General features: G+C 58.8%; 17 protein-coding genes and 2 pseudogenes. 4 read left to right on the forward strand and 15 right to left on the reverse strand.

All coding sequences use genetic code 11. From position 1 onward, the window contains the following. Positions 1-192 precede the first annotated feature (192 nt). From SAZ10_RS32595 to SAZ10_RS32625, 8 genes and pseudogenes are all read right to left on the reverse strand, one after another. The gene (locus SAZ10_RS32595) at positions 193-381 is read right to left on the reverse strand and encodes a DUF3606 domain-containing protein (protein WP_318613714.1); all 189 of its coding nucleotides are present in this window, start codon (positions 379-381) and stop codon (positions 193-195) included. Between the two features lie 550 nt (positions 382-931). Next, on the reverse strand, positions 932-1,177 hold the full coding sequence (locus SAZ10_RS32600) for a hypothetical protein (protein WP_318613715.1): 246 nt from the start codon (positions 1,175-1,177) through the stop codon (positions 932-934). Between the two features lie 1,013 nt (positions 1,178-2,190). Then, positions 2,191-2,928 (reverse strand): Crp/Fnr family transcriptional regulator, encoded by a 738-nt coding sequence (locus SAZ10_RS32605; RefSeq protein WP_318613716.1) that lies wholly within the window; start codon positions 2,926-2,928, stop codon positions 2,191-2,193. An 84-nt stretch (positions 2,929-3,012) separates the two neighbouring features. Beyond that, the gene (locus tag SAZ10_RS33685) at positions 3,013-3,246 is read right to left on the reverse strand and encodes a DUF6894 family protein (protein WP_412535342.1); all 234 of its coding nucleotides are present in this window, start codon (positions 3,244-3,246) and stop codon (positions 3,013-3,015) included. 343 nt (positions 3,247-3,589) lie between these two features. Next, positions 3,590-4,124: pseudogene (locus SAZ10_RS33690) on the reverse strand (hypothetical protein); the annotation flags it as partial. A 477-nt stretch (positions 4,125-4,601) separates the two neighbouring features. After that, a complete protein-coding gene (locus tag SAZ10_RS32615) occupies positions 4,602-4,946 on the reverse strand; it encodes a hypothetical protein (RefSeq protein ID WP_318613717.1) in 345 nt (114 codons plus the stop codon). Then, a complete protein-coding gene (locus SAZ10_RS32620; RefSeq protein WP_318613718.1) occupies positions 4,943-5,476 on the reverse strand; it encodes a hypothetical protein in 534 nt (177 codons plus the stop codon). Before SAZ10_RS32620 ends, SAZ10_RS32615 begins: the two co-directional genes overlap by 4 nt. A 597-nt stretch (positions 5,477-6,073) precedes the next feature. After that, the gene (locus SAZ10_RS32625; protein WP_318613719.1) at positions 6,074-7,237 is read right to left on the reverse strand and encodes a PHB depolymerase family esterase; all 1,164 of its coding nucleotides are present in this window, start codon (positions 7,235-7,237) and stop codon (positions 6,074-6,076) included. A 453-nt stretch (positions 7,238-7,690) separates the two neighbouring features. Here SAZ10_RS32625 and SAZ10_RS33695 point away from each other — a divergent pair, with 453 nt between their 5' ends. Further along, positions 7,691-7,831 (forward strand): group II intron maturase-specific domain-containing protein, encoded by a 141-nt coding sequence (locus tag SAZ10_RS33695; RefSeq protein ID WP_412535343.1) that lies wholly within the window; start codon positions 7,691-7,693, stop codon positions 7,829-7,831. 561 nt (positions 7,832-8,392) lie between these two features. On the opposite strand, the gene SAZ10_RS32630 is transcribed toward SAZ10_RS33695, so the two are convergent. The 4 genes from SAZ10_RS32630 to trhA form a co-directional block, all read right to left on the reverse strand. Then, positions 8,393-8,746 carry a hypothetical protein gene (locus SAZ10_RS32630; protein ID WP_318613720.1) on the reverse strand — a complete coding sequence of 118 codons (354 nt, stop codon included), beginning with the start codon at positions 8,744-8,746 and terminating at the stop codon, positions 8,393-8,395. A gap of 353 nt (positions 8,747-9,099) precedes the next feature. Continuing rightward, positions 9,100-10,011 (reverse strand): PhnA-like protein, encoded by a 912-nt coding sequence (locus SAZ10_RS32635; RefSeq protein ID WP_318613721.1) that lies wholly within the window; start codon positions 10,009-10,011, stop codon positions 9,100-9,102. A gap of 86 nt (positions 10,012-10,097) precedes the next feature. Next, positions 10,098-10,619 carry a ferritin-like domain-containing protein gene (locus tag SAZ10_RS32640; protein ID WP_318613722.1) on the reverse strand — a complete coding sequence of 174 codons (522 nt, stop codon included), beginning with the start codon at positions 10,617-10,619 and terminating at the stop codon, positions 10,098-10,100. A 362-nt stretch (positions 10,620-10,981) separates the two neighbouring features. Continuing rightward, positions 10,982-11,653 carry a PAQR family membrane homeostasis protein TrhA gene (trhA, locus tag SAZ10_RS32645; protein ID WP_318613724.1) on the reverse strand — a complete coding sequence of 224 codons (672 nt, stop codon included), beginning with the start codon at positions 11,651-11,653 and terminating at the stop codon, positions 10,982-10,984. 110 nt (positions 11,654-11,763) lie between these two features. On the opposite strand from trhA, the pseudogene SAZ10_RS33700 reads away from it, so the two are divergent. Continuing rightward, positions 11,764-11,915: pseudogene (locus SAZ10_RS33700) on the forward strand (manganese catalase family protein); the annotation flags it as partial. Between the two features lie 382 nt (positions 11,916-12,297). Here SAZ10_RS33700 and SAZ10_RS32650 read toward each other — a convergent pair. Next, positions 12,298-13,662, reverse strand: coding sequence for an alpha,alpha-trehalose-phosphate synthase (UDP-forming) (locus SAZ10_RS32650; RefSeq protein ID WP_318613725.1), 1,365 nt, complete (start codon positions 13,660-13,662; stop codon positions 12,298-12,300). Positions 13,663-13,913: 251 nt separating this feature from the next. Between SAZ10_RS32650 and SAZ10_RS32655 the strand changes: the two genes are divergently transcribed. After that, positions 13,914-14,249 carry a response regulator gene (locus SAZ10_RS32655; protein ID WP_318613727.1) on the forward strand — a complete coding sequence of 112 codons (336 nt, stop codon included), beginning with the start codon at positions 13,914-13,916 and terminating at the stop codon, positions 14,247-14,249. Positions 14,250-15,303: 1,054 nt separating this feature from the next. Next, on the forward strand, positions 15,304-15,537 hold the full coding sequence (locus SAZ10_RS32660) for a hypothetical protein (protein ID WP_318613728.1): 234 nt from the start codon (positions 15,304-15,306) through the stop codon (positions 15,535-15,537). A 223-nt stretch (positions 15,538-15,760) separates the two neighbouring features. On the opposite strand, the gene SAZ10_RS32665 is transcribed toward SAZ10_RS32660, so the two are convergent. After that, complete coding sequence (locus tag SAZ10_RS32665) at positions 15,761-16,033, reverse strand: hypothetical protein (RefSeq protein WP_318613729.1); 273 nt, start codon at positions 16,031-16,033, stop codon at positions 15,761-15,763. A 613-nt stretch (positions 16,034-16,646) separates the two neighbouring features. Next, on the reverse strand, positions 16,647-17,051 hold the full coding sequence (locus SAZ10_RS33705; protein ID WP_412535344.1) for a histidine kinase dimerization/phosphoacceptor domain -containing protein: 405 nt from the start codon (positions 17,049-17,051) through the stop codon (positions 16,647-16,649). Positions 17,052-17,281: the final 230 nt, after the last annotated feature.

Genomic DNA, 17,281 nt, shown 5'->3' on the forward strand with positions numbered 1-17,281 from the left:
GGTCGGCGCTCTATGATCCGCAAATCGGCTCGGGTGTCGTTCCGCTTTCACCCGGTTGCGCCGTCTAACCCAAAGCGGACAACTGATGTGCTACAAAAACCGGACAACTCCAAAAGCTACCGACAGACTCCGGCTACACATATCAAGTTCCTTCAAGCCAGCGCCTCGCCGGCCCAGGGCCGCTATTCTAACTCAGTGCGTCTGCATCCGCCCGGTTTCGCGAATCAGCGTTTCCCGATCGTGCCCAAATCGGTCGATCAGATCGCGGCGCTGCTCGATGGAAATACCGGCCTCCTGCGCGAAGAATTGAAGCTCATGCTGCTGTGTAGCAGCCACGCGGCTCCGGTCGCGTTTGTCAGTCTTGTCCTTGTTGTCGGGCATGGTTGCATCTCCCTTGCCAATAAGTTGCAACGGGTCAGTTCAGATGTGGGTCAGTTCAGATGTGGGTTCCTTCCGGTTAGGGTGTCTGTCCTGTGGCGGGTGAGGGGAACTGTCGCCTGCGCCCCACGTTTAGCAGTTGCTAATCAAACCATGGGCGCAAGGAGGCGTTTTTGTTCCTCGGCATCACGAAGCCGGAAACACGTGGCGATGCTCATGTCGGTGCTAAATGCGCACTGCCACGCTTATGGCATCGCCCGCGAATGCCTCGCCAGCTTGCGAAGTGGTTCGAGAACGGCGGCGCTCGCACCCCAGGGATGTTGCCAGCGCTGTTCGCCCGACCGATCCCCTATAGGGGACCGTTCGCACCGGCAACGACATGTGCATAGGTCAGCGAGGAGGTAATCGCTGCACCCATCGGAATTACGCGATGCCAGACGCCGCCGCCCCCGGAGGTGCTCTGGTCAGATCGGCTCGCTGGAGCGCAACGGCGGGCCGGTCGCCCCCTCACCTCTTGCATCAAAGCTTCCTCAGCGCACAGTTTGTGGTCATTTCAGGAGAACGCGCGATGCGGGAGTTGCATCATCGCGGCGTTGGACTTGTGGTCGACTTGTTGGACGCCGCTGACAATATCGAGCGCATGTCCCCAAGCGGGGAGGTGTCCTATCGCCAGCAAATATGACATGTGCCCCGGAAAGGACTTGAGGTGTTGACCGGAGAGGTCGTCACCCTGGGCGGGGTGCTGTTGACGGGCCTTGATCTGGCTGCTGCCAGGGGCGCTTTGGATGCGCTGCTCCATCAATTCGTCGGACCGAACGGTTCCCCTAAAGGAGATGCTGACTGAGGCGACCAGGGGGTCTGATGCCAGCTACCCTTCGTCCCTTCAAATCACCTTTCGGACCATCCTAACCACCGCCAACCGTCGAATGCGTATACCCTGCCGTTCCCGCGCCGCGAGGTACGGAACTCGGCCTGGAGGTACTCCTTTCGTGCCCTCCTCTCGCATTGCATAGCTAGCGTTTCAGCTTGAAATCCGGCGGTCTTGACGAACTTGCCCAATCGACCCATTGCCCTATATCCGGCTCGGGGCAAAGCAAGCTCTCAGGTGCGCTATGCCGGGCGATGTTCGATTGACGCATTCGTTCGACCTGATTCGAGCAACGCGGATAGAGGTTGAGGACGTGAAGCTGTATATAGAGCAAACACGGCAGATCATCGCCCGTTCGCAAGAGGTCCTGAAGCGATCCTGGGCCAGCGAGCAGGCCAATTGGTCCATTCGACCTAAAGAGCAGAAGGGCCCCGACGTGACCCGCAACGCCGACCAAGTTGCGCGGACTGCGACAGGTAGCGAAATCGAGGAACTGGACGACAACGGCAGACACGCTGCCGCCAAAGAGTTAGGGTGGCGCCGAAATCGGGAAGGACCTTGCCTGACGGGGGACCGGCACTAGGTTTATAGTTATCGGGCGCAACTGGCCAATGGCGCGTCCGGCCGAGAGATGATCGCGCTCCCGCCAAGAAGGGAGCGTTAGATGCCAGAATACAGCTGCGAACTCATTGCCCTATCGGAACGGACTGACTTGGCGATAGAGAAAAGGCCTTCGCCTAAGGGACGAACGGCGGGCGCTTGTCGACCATTGGACGAAGGTCAATCAAGCGCGCGAGATAGCCCAACGTAAGGGCCGCCTGATCTACCCGCGGAAATCAGAGTGATCGCAAACTGGGACATTGCCGCAGCTTGACAGTTGTTCTCATTTTGTTCTATGCTCACAAGCCGAAGGTTTTCTATACTGACCGCTTGGGAAGCTTCTGTCACGCGGACGGCAAAAGCCCTGCTCCTAAATAGGTCGCATCGAATGCGGCTGCCTCGGCAAGGGCACGCACATCGGGAATGTAGAGCTGCTTGCCTTTCGTAACGATCAAATTGCCGCGCCTGAGCGCCTGCAACATTCGGTTGACGTGCACGGTCGAAAGCCCGAACGCATCACCCAGATCCTGTTGCGTAAGCGGCAGTTCATAGGTGTTGCCCGTCGCGAGTCCGACCGCGCGCAGCCGTAACAACATCTCGCATAAAAGATGAGCAATCTGCTCGTAGGAGGACCTGCGCCCCATGCTGACCATCCACTGCCGGTGGATGGCGGCGTCAGCCCCCATGTCGCGCCAAAGAGCTTTGGTCAGATTGGGAAGCGTTTTGACAATTTCCTCGATTTTGGCGTGCGACACCTTCGCAACTCTGCACGGCGATAGAGCTTCGACGCTGTGATCCATCACGGCGAGGAGAAAGCTATGCAGATCGCAGAAGTCGCCCGGAATGTGGAACGCCATGATTTGTCTTGTGCCGTCCGCCAGCTCCTTGGTCCGCGCGGCAAAGCCCTCGACAACGAAGCAGCTTACCGAAGGGCTGCTGCCTTCGGCGATGATGGTTTCTCCACGGTCGTAGGCGACCACTTGATCAATGCAACCGGCCAGGAACGACTTGTCAGCTTCTAACAAGGGAGCGTGGCGCTCAAGCTTCCGTGTTAGTTGCACAATGAACGGTTTGCCGGGCATCGGCTCGCCCTTGCTCAGTCCTTGATGAGCATTCAGCAAACAAAAGCTGGAAAGGTCAATATTTCTTGGGGCTCAGGCCGCCCCTCACAATCGTTCTCGGCGGAGTAGAGCGGTGACGCGTGCGACAAGATCGCCCTGTTCACTGCGGATCAGAACGACGATTTGAGCCGAGCCGGACCGCGCTGCCTCGTCGGAAAGCATTCTCCCAACGGCAATGGACGCCTCTCTTTCAGCAACGGCAAGTCCATCGAACTCCAAGCCGTCCTGGTCACGATCGAGAGTCTCGCCTTGCTGAAAGTCGAAGAAGTATCGCGCCATCGTGTCAAAGCAGCGTGCGCTCCGTCGTCTCCAATGACCATCGAACCGCACGGCCACTGATTTGTTCCTCCTACAAGCTGCAGGCTCCGACTAGGGCAGACGCTGCTCCCAGCTCCCACCTGCGTATATCCTCTTCGCTTTTGGCGTACAGCGAGATAGGCGGCGACTGGTACGTCTCGATGATGCGCTCCAAAACTGACTCGGCTATGAGGCACGATGCCGGCGAACACCGCTGCGAGAAGGGCAAGTACAGCAACGAGATCGTACCGAAGCCGCCCCCCAGACAAAGGACCATTGGCCCTGACAGGACCGCAAAAGCGGAGATCTGATCTTGCGTCATAGATTAGGACCTAGACTCAGCAGTTGATGGTGGCTGCGATGCAAACGGGGGGTAAAAATTGTCAGCGAGACGATCGTAAATGGCGCGATGCGGCGGAAGCCCTTGAGGCGGCAGAACCTCCGTTCGATGCCGTTCTCCCTAGATCGGGCGAGAAGCAGTTCTTCCATTTCCGGTTTGCCTTGGAGGCATGTTGGGCACTTTTGCCACCGATCTGTTGACGGATGGTGTTGCTGTCGTAGCCTGTGGCCGCGCCGAATTGGCGTTTTCCGACATCGGATCGAGAAGGTGTGTGCCCGGCGCAATCGGGAACCTGACGGCCGCCAAGCAAGAAAGTAATAGGGCAGTCGGGCGGCGGTCCTCCGGGGTTGGGAAGTGCATGAGGATGTTTGTTCCACACGCTCCTTGGCCGCCCAGCTCTGGAGTCGGTTGCAGAGTGTCCTCCTCGGGAAGCGGGTGCGTCCACACAGCCTTTGCCGCTCTTGACGACAGGTGATGCCGCTGAATGCCGCGGTTCGCCGCGGGTGCTACTGGGAAGATGTTGCCTCGACGGTCAGAAATCGACGAATCCCCGTCGCGTGCCCCACCCGCGCTTTGGAGTGCATATGATCCAGCTAGATCAGGTCGTTTCGGTCCTTAGTCTCCTTGGCTGGTCGTCTTGTACCGCTCGTGTCGTTGTCTATCGGTCGCTGCGCCTCGGTGCGTGGGGAGTGCCGATCGCTCCACCCTCCTTGTCCCACTGCTCAAGTGCTTTCCGTTTGTTCGTCTCGGATGTCCTAGCGCTGCGATAGTGAATATCGAAGCCTGCAGTGGATGCTTCGCTAGTGATGGCGTCCAGAAGATCAGCATCTGAGATTTTCAAGTTGGGGAAGATGCGCCGTATTGCGCTCAGCGCTTCCGATATCGCAAATGGTCGGGCTTCTTTCTGACATTCGTTGAGGAATGCGCCGATTGCGGCCCGCACGTCGGGTGGAATGTGTTGTATTGCGCTGTCAGGGTTCACAGTGGGACTCTCGTTTCAGTTAAGGTTGCGCTCCTGCAACGGCTTTGCCGGAGCGTCAGCAAGCTCCGCCTCAAGCATCGAAATTCTATCGGCTGCTTCGCGCATCAGATGGTCGGCGCCGACGACATACCGCAGCGTGTTGTAAATCTCGGCATCGGCGTGCTGTCTTAAGCGATCGATCAGGTCGTCCGCAGGGAGCGCGGCGAGATATGCTCGTATGCAAACCGTAATCCCTTCGGTCAGCTGTTCGGAATCGGCGATGTGCCGATCTGACCGGTGCCGCGCGTAACCTCCCACAAAACCAAGATAGGCAGCAACTCCGGCGTCAAGTGCATGTTCGTCGACGTGGATCCGTTTCATTTTACCGACCCTGCGCTCGCGGGGTCCAGCACCTCCTTCGCGGTCCATGTCGTTTCGACCCAATGCACCGCGTCGAAAGGCTCGCCCGTGTCTAGCCGAGCCCAATGGCCATGTCGCTCAACTGTTGCATCGCTGGGCAGCCAGTGGACCATCGCGGTTTCGCCGACCGCGTTTCGCCCAATGACAGCGTTGCCGCTATAAGGTGCAACGGCCATCGGATGGATTGATCTGGCGATGTTGAATTCCTCCTCAGGCGAGGGGAGCATGTGCTCTTGCCTATGGGAAGGTGCGTTGGCTTCACTCGTCCATCGCTGATGTGAACGGTCGATAACTCTTCGTAACTTGACGTGTTCAGCCAAGAGGCTCCGCAAATCGGATTCGATCGCCATGCCGCCTTCAAATGCATGAACGAGAAGGCGTGCTTGAGCGGTCTCGATTTCGAGGCTCCGTTCAGGCCCGGTTTCGCGAACCTCGGCGAGCAATCGCTCGATCGTGGTCATGTTGTCGGAGGTAAGATAGGTGGAAGACATGACGTCCTCCTTTGGTCGGGGCCAGGGCACGATCGCCGCCCTCAATTAACGGCGCCCGTACCAGAAGCCGCCAACGACCTAACATACGCGCTTCCGCATAAGCTCACCAGCAGTATCGCAGACAGGCGAGGCGAAATCGCTCCCGAGCAAGTTTATGGATCAGGATCCCTGCTTCACAATGCGTCCGGCGTCACCGCGCACGATTTTGATAGGGTTGACTGGAACGTAGAAGTCGCGGCTTGACGTTGTTGGGCCACCGCCGAGCATACCGCCCACGCCGCCGCGAGCGCGTCAGTTGCTTCAAGCTTGGTTAGAAGGCACGGGCAGCCCCCGATCTGCGCCACGAAATCAACTGAGATAAGCAGTCCGCCTTTTCGGCGCGCATATGGCATCGAAATCTTCCCGGGCCGAAGGGCTGGCCAGCGTTGTCCGCGCGGGGAAGCAAGATCTGGACGAGGTGCATGGCGGCCGTTCGCTGAAAAGCAATCAACGTTCGCGGAGAGCACGACGTTCCCTTGGTTGCCTGGGCCGCTGGGGCTTTGCTGATATCCGGAGTGCGGCCCGAGACCGAAGCGTGTGAGCGGTTTGCCCGTTGGGCTAGCGCATCAAGCCCGCCGCCCGAAGAGCATCCTCGATGATCTTCTTCACACCTGGGGCGCCCGATGCAGGAAGATGCTGGAACAAGTGGATGCCAGTTGGCTCCGGGGATTTGGTTTTCGCCTTTTCCTTATGTGGCACACCTGAGCGGGAAAGGGGCCGCTGACTGGCGGGCACCTCCTGCTGGGATCTCGTGAAGACGCTCTTCCCCGTTGCCGAGATGCCCCAGAAGCGGGCAATCTCCTGTGTGGAAGAGATGCCGACATCGAGCATGTAGGGCCCCGGGGAGCCGAGGCCGTCACCAAGCGGCGTACCGTGACCCATCCCGGTGATCATGTTGATCTCAATCACTGCCTCTCCCGCGACATCACACCAAACCCGCTTGGCATGTCTGCCCGCCGACTTCGAGTACGTGGGCGCCACGTCCAACTCGTGGACACGCCGCCACTGGTCCGCAATGGCCTCCGCGTTGGATGGCGCAACAGTATGGTCGGCGGTGCCGTGCCAGATCGAAATCCTAGGCCATGGACCTCGATGATCCGATGCGCCGCGGAGGGCCCGTTCCAGATCCTGTTCCGACGGGCCACCCTGGCCGCGCATACGATCAAATGCCGCCGGGATCGTCGTCGCACTGCCGGAGGGCAGCCCTGCAATGATCGCACCTCCGGCAAACACCTCCGGATAAGTCCCGAGCATAGCCGCCGCCATTGCGCCTCCGGCCGAGAGGCCCGTGACGAAGATGCGCTTGCCATCGAGGCCGTGGGTGACGACCATCGCTTCGACCATCTCACGGATCGAAAGCGCCTCGCCGGAATCGCGGCTCGTGTCATTGGGAAGGAACCAGTTGAAACAGAGGTTCGGATTGTTGGCGCGTTGCTGCTCGGGATAGAGCAGCGCAAAGCCGGCTTCGTCGGCGAGTTGCGACCAGCCGGAGTGATGGTCGTAGGCGGCCGCGTTCTGCGTGCACCCATGCAATATGACGACCAGCGGCGCGCCCGTGGGAAGGTCCTTCGGCAGATAGCACCTCGCTTTCAACGTTCCGGGGTTGGAGCCGAAGTTGGTCAGCGTCTGGAGTTGGTCGGGTGTGCCGGGGTCGGCGGTATGAGCGTCATGTTGCGCTCGCAGCGCGGCGAGCCGCGCAATCGTATCGGAGATTCCTTGCATGAAGCCGTCCTCGCTTGTGACGCCCAGGATTGGACGGCAATGTGCATAACGCACTCGCAGCAATATCGTTGCTGCACTGCACAATAACAAGCAAGCGGCGCGACAGGGACCAGCCAACCCTTTGAGGCCGGTTGGAGAGTAAAGTGCTTTCAGCGTCGAGCGGTGAGGAAGAGCGTTTCTTCGTCGATGAGAGACAACGACGGGTCGCCGCTCGCACCAAAGAGGAATGAATTTAGGGTGAGGCGTTTCCGTTCTCTTAGATAACCTCCAAATCGTGCGACCGACAGCTCGCCTTGGCCAGGATTTCGGTCTTTTAGCTAGGTGACGCGGTCGCCTCAGGTGCGGAACTCAACGGGTGCCGCCGTGCCTCAGTTCAAAGGACACAGTTTAAGCGTCTCCTTGGGCTGTCAGGTAACGATCATATAGCTGGCAGCGTTCAATCGGAGCCCAAGTTTGCCGCAGCTGATCAAAGAGCTGAAGCCATACCTCCTCGGTTGGCGCGGCTACTTCGGTTTCTGCCGGACCCCTCGAGTACTCACACACCTGGAAGCATGGGTTTGCCGAAGACTACGCATGTATCTCTGGCAACAATGAGGGAACGCGCACAAGCGCTTCAAGGAACTCCGCCGTCATGGCTATCAAAGTTCGGAGCTGCGGTTGCCGCCGGTTCACCGACGAGATTCTGGCGCATGTCAGGACAACCCGGCGGTCAAACAGGCCCTGCGCAATTACAACTTTCGAGTAGCTCGGTCTCTCTCCACTCCATGTAAGCTTAATGAAGGGCACTCGTCTAAGTACGCCTTCTTTTGCGCGCGGGAGCGGTTCTGGCGTTTGGTCTAGGTCCGGTTGGCCTTTAGCAACTCATTAAAGTCGAACACTCTCGCCTCAATGAGCGTTCCGTCGGCTAATTCGAGAAAACCTATGGCACTTTTCGATATCTCCTTGGCTGGAACGTCCCCTTGGCTTCTGAGATGCTGCAAAACTAGATACCGTGCGGCCTCAGCATCAGGAGCCCCGACATAGTAGACCCTGTCGTCGAAGCGAAATTCCCATCCGCGTTGCAAGGGGAACCTCCCTCTTTTGGGGGCTGGATGCTATAGAGGCGCGACAATGTCGCGGAAGATCCATACTGAGGCACTTCTAGATGAGCCTGTTTCAGTCTTTGTTCGGTTTGGCTCGCTGTTTAGAGGCCGCCGAGCCTTCTTTTCGCGGTGGTTTGCCAATGGCGCCGCCTTCATTGTCCCATTCCTCCAGCGAGCTCCGTCTAATTGTTATCTCAGAAGGGGTGTCGCCGCGGGCCTCCACATGGAAGCCCGCTGCCGAAGCTTCGCTGGAAATGGCGTCCATCAGCGCCGCATCGGAAATATCCAGATCAGGAAAAACCCGCCGTACGGCACCAAGCGCTTCCGCAGTTGCGAGCGGCCGGGCTTCCTTCTGGCACGCGTTCAAGAATGCGCCGATCGCCGCTCTCACCTCAGAGGGAATATTGGGGACTGAGGCTGTTTTCATGGGTGGCCTCTCGCCGGAACGCGGCTATTCAATTGAAACGAAACGAGCGCCTCGATGTTCCTCAGTCGTCGGCAGATGGTTATGGTCACCCGGGCGCCTCCTCTCAAACGCGGGTCATCGAGCTGGAGCCGCAACCCTGCCGCCCCTAGTCCGTTGATCAGGGAGACGTCGTCGACGAAGCGTCCCCGTACTGACAACCATGATGCGGCTGAATTCAATTTCGTGCATGTGGCCTTGCGGGTCAGGAACCTGCCCGCAATGAAGCGGGCAGGAGATTTCCGTCTGTCAACAGGCCGGGTTTCGCCGGAGGAAGATGCAGGTTCCTGATTTGCGGCGAGCACGAGACGTCGACCTCACACACCTCGTCGGGCGGGAACAATCCGGTCCGCAAACAACGGATTCATAACGCCTGAACGGCCACCGAACCAACCCGAAATGGCGCCAAGCACGAGTGCTGCAAAAGCCAGAAGAGCACCCGTCGAGACGATAGAAGCGGTCGCGTCAGCCGCTTCCAGAGCCTGATTTTTGGCGTATGCTACCTGGTCGCGATATTCTTTCTCCATGGCAGCAACCTGCTGGGTGGCTTCAGGAAGCGGGATACGCCGCGCAGTAGACAGAGCCTGCGCCGCCTTCGCACGGGCCTGTGGAGCGCTTGCCTCGTCACCCACTACAAGCGCACGCATCGCGTTGACCGCGGCACCGGTCAGAGCCTCGGGGTCGGTGCCGGTGGCTCGAATCTGCGCATCAAGCGCTTCTAAAGGGTTCGAGTTTGCAATGAGGGGAGCGGCAGTCTGGGCTACCGTTGCGCCCACGCCGCCAACGGCGCTGGCCACTCCGCTGAACGCGCCGCCGACCAATGAACCTACGGCACTTGTGAGCATGTAGAGAACGAGGAGGGTCGTGAATGCCCATGTGGTCAAGCCGTGCAATGCTCCGGTGGTTGGGTCAGTCCTTCCGGACATGCGCGCGGCCACATAGCCGCCTGCAAAGGCACTAACGATGCCCGATAGGACGTACCAAATTCCTGCGACCACCGAGAAGGTTGAAGCGGCCGGATTGTCACCGGCCCTTGGGTCGAGGGTCGCAATGCCGATGCCGGCGCCCAGCATTGTCAACAGGACTTGAGTGACGAGGGCGACGACTACGCCAGCAAAGATCGCCCCCCAACTAACTTTATAGACCACGATAGACTGAGTGGTATCTCCTACTATGGAGCTCCGTTCGAGTAAGGCATCTGAAACGCCCTGGTTATAGGTGGTGCTCATTCGTATTATTCCTTTTTCTTGCGAGCGTCTTTTGAGGGACGTCAGTGGGAACTATGTTTTGTTGCCAACCGGACCGGGTGGGCGACTTATCCGGCAGCAGCCTTAAATTCCTCAATCTCGTCGACTGATGCTGCGTTGATGCGGTCCGTGCCGAGATCGGTCAGCGCGGCATCCGCCGCGTGTTCTTCTTCGAGCGTCTGCATGAGGATGTCGGCAACCTCGTCGAGGCCAAGTGCACCGGCCCATGCGGCGAGCGTGCCATAGCGGGTGATTTCGTAGTGCTCGACAGCCTGCGCGGCAGCTATCAAAGCGGCGTCCAAGGTGTTCTCGCGGTCGATTTGACCCATGAGCTCTTCTGCTTCCTCGATGATGCCTTCGATGGCGGGGCATTCTTCACCATGAGGCTGTTGACCGATCAGTTCGAAGATCCGATTGAGCCGAGCCACGTGCTCCTCCGTCTCCGTAAGATGGGCGTCGAATGCTTCGCTCAATCCCGGCGCTATCGCCTTCTCCGACATCTTGGGGAGGGCTTTCACGATCTGATTTTCCGCGAAGTAGATGTCTTTTAGTTGGTATAAAAATAGGTCGTTCATGTTCTGAATAGCCATGGGGTTTTTCCGTCCTCTTGTGGGAGCACGACAACCAAGAAGGCGAATTGATCCGCCTTCTCTGTCGCTCGGCATCCATTTTTGGGGGAATGTCGTGCTCACCCAACAGACGCGGAGACTTAAGGTTCCTCGAATCTCGGAATTACTCGGACCGGCTAAATCTTTTTATGTCGAGACGACGGGGGAGCACTCGTGCGGCGCTCAGACTTTTGGCAGTGAAATACTGGCACATATGCTTCACTAGAGCTCGAACTTGGAGGCGAGCAGGCGCTTCCCGAAGATGGCCCCTACGTTGCGCTCGGCAACCCATCATCAAAGTTCCAGCGGAGTCAAATGTTCACGCGAGTTCGCGCAATCAGCGATTATCGCACGTGGTTGATCACCAGGCAGTCTATCGCCGCGAAAAGGTGCAATGCCGCACCGAGCACCACGAAGCCGTGCCACAGCGCGCTGTGGAAGCGCAGGCTCTGCCAGGCGAAGAACACTACGCCGACCGAGTAGAAGATGCCGCCTGCTACGATTAGCCGGAGCGTAGTTGGGGGCAGGGTCTCAAGGAGTGTACTCATAAAGGCGAGGCCACTCCAGCCGATCGCAAGATAGAACACAATTGCCAGCCGGTCGAAGCGTCCGGGCAGGAACAGCTTGATCGCTACGCCGGCGATTGCCGCGCCCCAGACGATGGCGACCATGATGCCGACATGGGCGCGATCGTCGAGCTGCGTGAGGAAGGGCGTGTAGGTACCGGCGATGAGCAGGTAGATGGCCGCGTGGTCGAAGCGGCGCAGCACCCATTTGGCCTTCGACACGGGCCATAGGTTGTAAGCGAGTGAGATCGACAGCACGGTGAGCAGCGACACAACGTAGAAGACGGCCGCCACATATTCCCAAAGCCCGGCATGGAAGGCGGAAGAGGCGAGCAGAATCGACCCGGCGGAGATAGCGAGCGCGATGCCGACCACATGCACGATGCCGTCGGCGATCAGCTCGGCCCTTGAGCAGTGGAAGCGGCCGGAGAACGGGATATCGATCGTCAAGGCGCCTCTGTCACCTTCTTTCGGACGGCCATGGATGGCTCCGCCTGGTCGGATTGGTCGGCTTGATTGCAAGTTCCGACGCTTAACCGACGCCGAGGGCACTTGTTCCACCTGACGATCCTCCTGGCGAACTTGACGTCGTGGAGGAATGCCGGATGGGGGAAAGATCCAGGTTGGTTGGCGAACCGTCGGTATTCACACCGGACTACGCTCCTGAGGAAATGTTCGAGATTGCGCGAAACTGTACAAGGCCTCAAGGTAGCACGCAAAGCCTCACGCAAGCTCCTGCCCTCGCATTCTCGCCCGGAGATAGGCCGGAGATATGTACGCTCGTGCCGTTGCACACTCGCACGCGGATAACTTCGGCAGCCCCATCACTCGCACGCAAACGGTCGGGCCTGCCTGTATTGGGAGTGATTGGAGTTGGCCGGACGGGCCGCGGAAGGGAAGATAGCCTCCACTAGCTCGAGCGGTTCAACGCGATCGTCTCAACGAAACGGCGGATGCTGAACCTTGATTGCCAAGCAGGGAACACTGCCGCCAAACATTCCTCCACAACCAAATACCGAAAGGCGAAGAGGCCGCCTCCCGGTCGGCTTGAAGTTCGAACACGGCACGGAAGAGCGACGAGGTTTCTTCGCAGCCTAGCCGTTGAGAACGCGAAGAAAACTCTCGCGCCAGGCGGTGATGCTGTGTCGACGCAGAATCTGCATCATGGCCTGCCAGCGTTGGCGCCGCTCTTCAGTCGGCATCAGTAACGCTTTCTGCAGAGCTTCTGCGACGGCGTCGGGGTCATATGGATTGGCGATCAGCGCAGCATCTAGCTCGTAGGCAGCCCCGGCAAACGGCGAGAGCACGAGAACACCCGGGTCTTCAGGAGACTGTGCGGCCACGTACTCCTTGGCAACCAGGTTCATTCCGTCGCGCAACGGTGTGACGAGTGCGACCCGGCTGATCCGAAAGAAGCCCGCCAGCGACTGCTGGGAAAAGCTCCTGTTCAGATATTGAATCGGCGCCCAGTCGAGTTGTGCGTAGCGACCGGCGATGTCGCCGGCTAACGCGCCGAGCCGCTGGCGTAAAGCACGGTATTCAGGAACGTCGCTGCGTGTGGCGGTTGCGATCTGGAGAAGACGGACATGATCGCGTTGCACGGGATAGCTCTCCAGGAAGCTGGCGAAGGCTTTGAATCGATGCTCCAGGCCCTTGCTGTAGTCGAGTCGGTCCACGCCAATGATCAACTGGCGACCCCGGAGACTCCCTTGTAGTCGCCGGGTCGTCCGGGACTTGACCGCTCGAGCGGCCATGTTAGCGATGGCGTCAGGGTCGACCCCGATCGGAAAAACGCCAGAGCGAAGGTCGCGATCAAACGCGCGAATGCTCCCATCGGCCGACACCTTGCCGCCGGCGCGGCGAACAACAGCATCATGGAAGGCCGTCAGATCCTCAATTGTCTGGAAGCCGACGAGATCGTAGGCGCACAGTGACTTCAGAAGCTCGATGTAATGAGGAAGGGTCGCCAGCACACCCAAAGATGGAAACGGCGTATGTAGAAAAAATCCGATCCGTTGCCTGGCTCCGACACGGCGAAGTTCATCAGCCATCGGAATTAGGTGGTAATCATGAACCCAGACGACGTCGTTCGGCTTGAGAAGGGGCGCGAGTGTGTCGGCGAGGCGGGCATTGACCCGTAGATAGGCGGCGAAGTCGCGTCGGGTGAAATTCACGAGATCGAGGCGGTAGTGAAACAGGGGCCATAGGGCGGCGTTGGAGAGGCCGCTGTAGTACCCATCATGGTCCGCACGGGTGAGATCCACCGTGGCATAGGTGACGCCATCGGCTTCAAGAACGTTCGGCGCCGAGGGTGTCTCTGCGAGCTTGCCACTCGATCCGAACCATAAGCCACCGGCCTGGTGCAGAGCGTCGACAAGAGCGGTCACGAGCCCGCCGCTCCGCTGAGCGCCTTCTCCCGGCAGAGCAACACGATTGGAGACAATGACCAAGCGGCTCATGAAGGTTCTCCTGTAGCAATCACGATCGCCTCAGGGCGAAGTGCAGACGCTTGCCGCGAACTCAGTACCGTAGCAGCCAAGGACAATTGCGTCGCCTAGACCCGTGAGCGGAGAAGCGACAGAGCCAGCGCTTCGGTCAACGATCAAGGCTTCCTGATTGTCAGCTTCTCTCTGGGTTCGCCGGTTCCCGACGCTGCTCCAACGGGATAAGGCAGGTAACCCGAGGGCGGAGCCGTTCGACCAAGCGGATATTGATCGCCGAGGATGAGATTCTGGCGTTGGAGCTGGAAGAGATGCTCACCGAGATGGGGCACGTCGTTGTGGATATCGCTACGCGGATACCACAAGCAATCCAGCTGGCAACCGAAGCCGGCATCGATTTTGCCATACTCGACATCAATGTAGCCGGCGCGAAGTCGTTTTCCATTGCAGACGTATTGCGGACCAAGGGTGTCCCATTTGTCTTTGCCGCAGGGTATGGATGGGCAGGCCTCATAGACGGCTACCGGGATGAGGCCACGCTGCAAAAACCCCATGGTAGTGCCGGAGAAAAGGCTTCGATCAGAATGCTCGGCCACTGGACATAGGGAGCGTTGTCACAGCGGCTGCGGTCATGGATTCCGGACCTCGTGGTGGAGTTCCAAGTTTTTACACGAAGCCTGAGGCCTTTTCGCCAGCACGCGGACTGGGCCGTCAGACTCTTGGACAGGTCCAACCCGAGCTAGCCCACCTCATGCCGATCCGGCCACACCCTTGGGAACCATCCACCTTGCGGCGACTTCGCAAACCTCGAGATGCGAATGGAGATGAGCTATGAAGGGCCAAGGCGAAACGACGTTGCCAGCAGGAGCGAAGGCGCGGGCACGTGCGAACGAGAAACACGGGAAGGGCGACCGGAAAAGGCCGCGCGACGCAACGTTGCCAGCCGGGGCGAAGGCGCGGACACGTGCGAGCGAGAAGCACGAGGAAGGGCGACCAGCAACCAAGGCCGCCCACGGAGATGTCTTGGTCCCTCGGCATCAAGAAGCCAGAACACGTGGCCATGCTCATGTCGGTGGTGAATGCGCACGGCCAAGCTCATCGCATCGCCCGTGAATGCCCGGAACGATTGGAGATAGCCCGCCAGCTTGCAAAGTCGTTCGAGAACGGCGCTCGCGCCCCAGTAACTGATCACGCCAGCCTTGTGCAGCAATGCGATAATTTGGAGCACGCTTGCCGCGAACTGCTCGGCCGCGGTCTCTTGGGCCTGTCGCCCTGCTGCAGCTGCTTCAACCGAATTGCGAGAATTGCCGTGCTTGGTGCCTCGCTCCGTTGGTCGGTATGAAACGCGCGTGAGCTGACGTTAGGCCGAATCGAAGTGCCGCCTTCGCGGCAAATCGCGTGCTCGTCTCGCGGCCTGTCCAGTTGCCGATTGCCGTTGAATGCCGCACAAGAGGACTTGCGATCTCGCCGGAGAAGTCTTCATGCTGCGCGCCAAGAAAGTTGCGATCGACCACATCTACGACCTCACTGACTGGGAATCCAGGACAATTCCAGGAGAGCGAAGAGGAATGGCAAGGACATCACCCGATCAGGTCCAAATTCGAGCAGTCTACAGTTCAGATAGCGCCGAACACCAAGCCCGCGAAGTGGAGTTGAGATATGAGCACGCGTGAGATTCTTTGCAACTTAGAAATGATAAAAGCGGAATACGATACAGTAACAACAATGAATGGTGATATCGGTCATTATGTCAAGGTACAAATAACTTCAGAGGGCAGAGAGTTCCATTTCGATCTTTCGCTTTCTGAGGGGGAATTGTTTGCAGCAGAGCTCGATGTGCTGGCATCGATCATCCGTGCACGGGCTATTAAGACGCGCTTGAAGGGCGAGTGATGCCGCGTGGATACTTATTGCCGCTTGCTGATGCTGAGCAGCGTGGTTATGCGGCCGGTGGGGTATTCCCGGGCCGCGCGGGCGAGCGGGCGAAGCCGAAAGCCGCACGGGCCAAAATGTATACAGTCAAAAACCCGACGTCAGGTCGTACTGTCGCGGTCAGACCCGGTGTGACAGGTGTACGCAACGGTTCTGGCTGCGCTGATCTCGGGACAGCAAAATCTTAGTCCTGCGACTTCCGCGGGTCCCTGGTGTTCCAGCGACGAAGTTCGTTGAGTGCCCACTGATCGTCACCCTTGTCGCGCCAATGTCGGATGATTCCCAAAAGCTCCGACTTGGCGCCATGCTTGCGAAGCGCGTCGTAGAGGTCGTCGGGCTCGTTGCCGCCAGCGTGCGGCATCTCGGCGCCGAGCTTCTTCAGCGCCCGGGCGACCTCGTCGCCGATCGCGGCTCTGATGGTCGGTTCAACTGGATGGCTGTGCGGAGACTGCTCCATAGTCCGCTTCCTCGGTCGCCAATTATTGGCCGTTCAAATTCCAGGATCGTCGTTCGAGCGTAGCGTAGGTTCTTTCGTAGAGTCTGATCAACTCGCGCACTGCCGATACCCCACGCAATGGCTGGACGGTCGCGCGCTTCGCCCCAGCCTATGCCTCATCCCTTCCACTTGGTCATCCAGTTTCAACACATAGAAGCCGAGCCGCCGCCAGTCCTTCCTCGTGCGCTTCAGGAGCTACGCCCCAGCCCCCTATCCAGTGCGCGCTGAGAGGCACGTACATACCCGCCTCCGGATGTCGGTCACCGACCCTATTTGAACAGCACTGTAAATCTTGTGCCCCGGTCGTTGTCCCCTCGGCCGAAGCGCAATTTGCCGCCAATCACTTCGACAAGAGACCGCACAATTTTCATGCCCAATCCTTTGGAAGCTGCTGGATCAAATCCCTCCGGCTACTCAGGATATTCATTCGAGACCGACAGGGCATATCCGTTTTGCGGGTCCGTCTCCAACCTGACGGTAATGCGACGGCAGGGTGATTTCAGCCCCCTCCACGACAATGACCTGCTCAGGCTCAGCTTGTGAAGACACCATTGCGGAGACGTCGCGACAGAGCTCATCGAGATATTGCTTGATCGCAACGGGGCCTTCCATCGAGACAATGCAATCGCCGGTGCACGCGCTCGATCGTCGCCACCCGATTGGCAGCGACCGCCAATTGAGAAGCTATCTCTGGATTGCTCGATGCACGGCTCTGTAGCGAAAGCAGGCTTACGACCATTTGCAAGCCGTTCAGGAATCGATGGTCGGATTCCTTGCTCAAGAGCGCTTGTCGCCGGATCAAATCGCGCTGCTGAGGAATTAAATCCTCGTCTCGGGCGAGGGCCTTTCGTAGCTGAGCTTCGATCCCCGTCTGTTCGGGTCGGTCGTGCCCGTAGCTCGCAGGTAGCCGACTGCTCAGATGTCCGGGTATGCGATGCGAAGACGACTCCGCCACATGGGCCAAATCTACGACGGTCATGACTGATCGCACCTCCCTTGGCGTCTAAAATCTGTCTCCTACGAACACCTCGAAGGACCTATGAAATCTGTCACGGAGTGCGCCACGTTCGCTTGATCTGAATCAACAGGGCATCCAGCGTTTGAAACGAACCAATGTCGGCAGTCTCAACAGTGCTCGAGACGCCCCTCGCCGACTTGATGGCTTGAAGCCTTAAGCAAAAGATTTATGTCATCACCGCTTTGATGCAT

The organism is Mesorhizobium sp. BAC0120, assembly GCF_033542235.1.
GTDB lineage: Bacteria > Pseudomonadota > Alphaproteobacteria > Rhizobiales > Rhizobiaceae > JAWRCU01.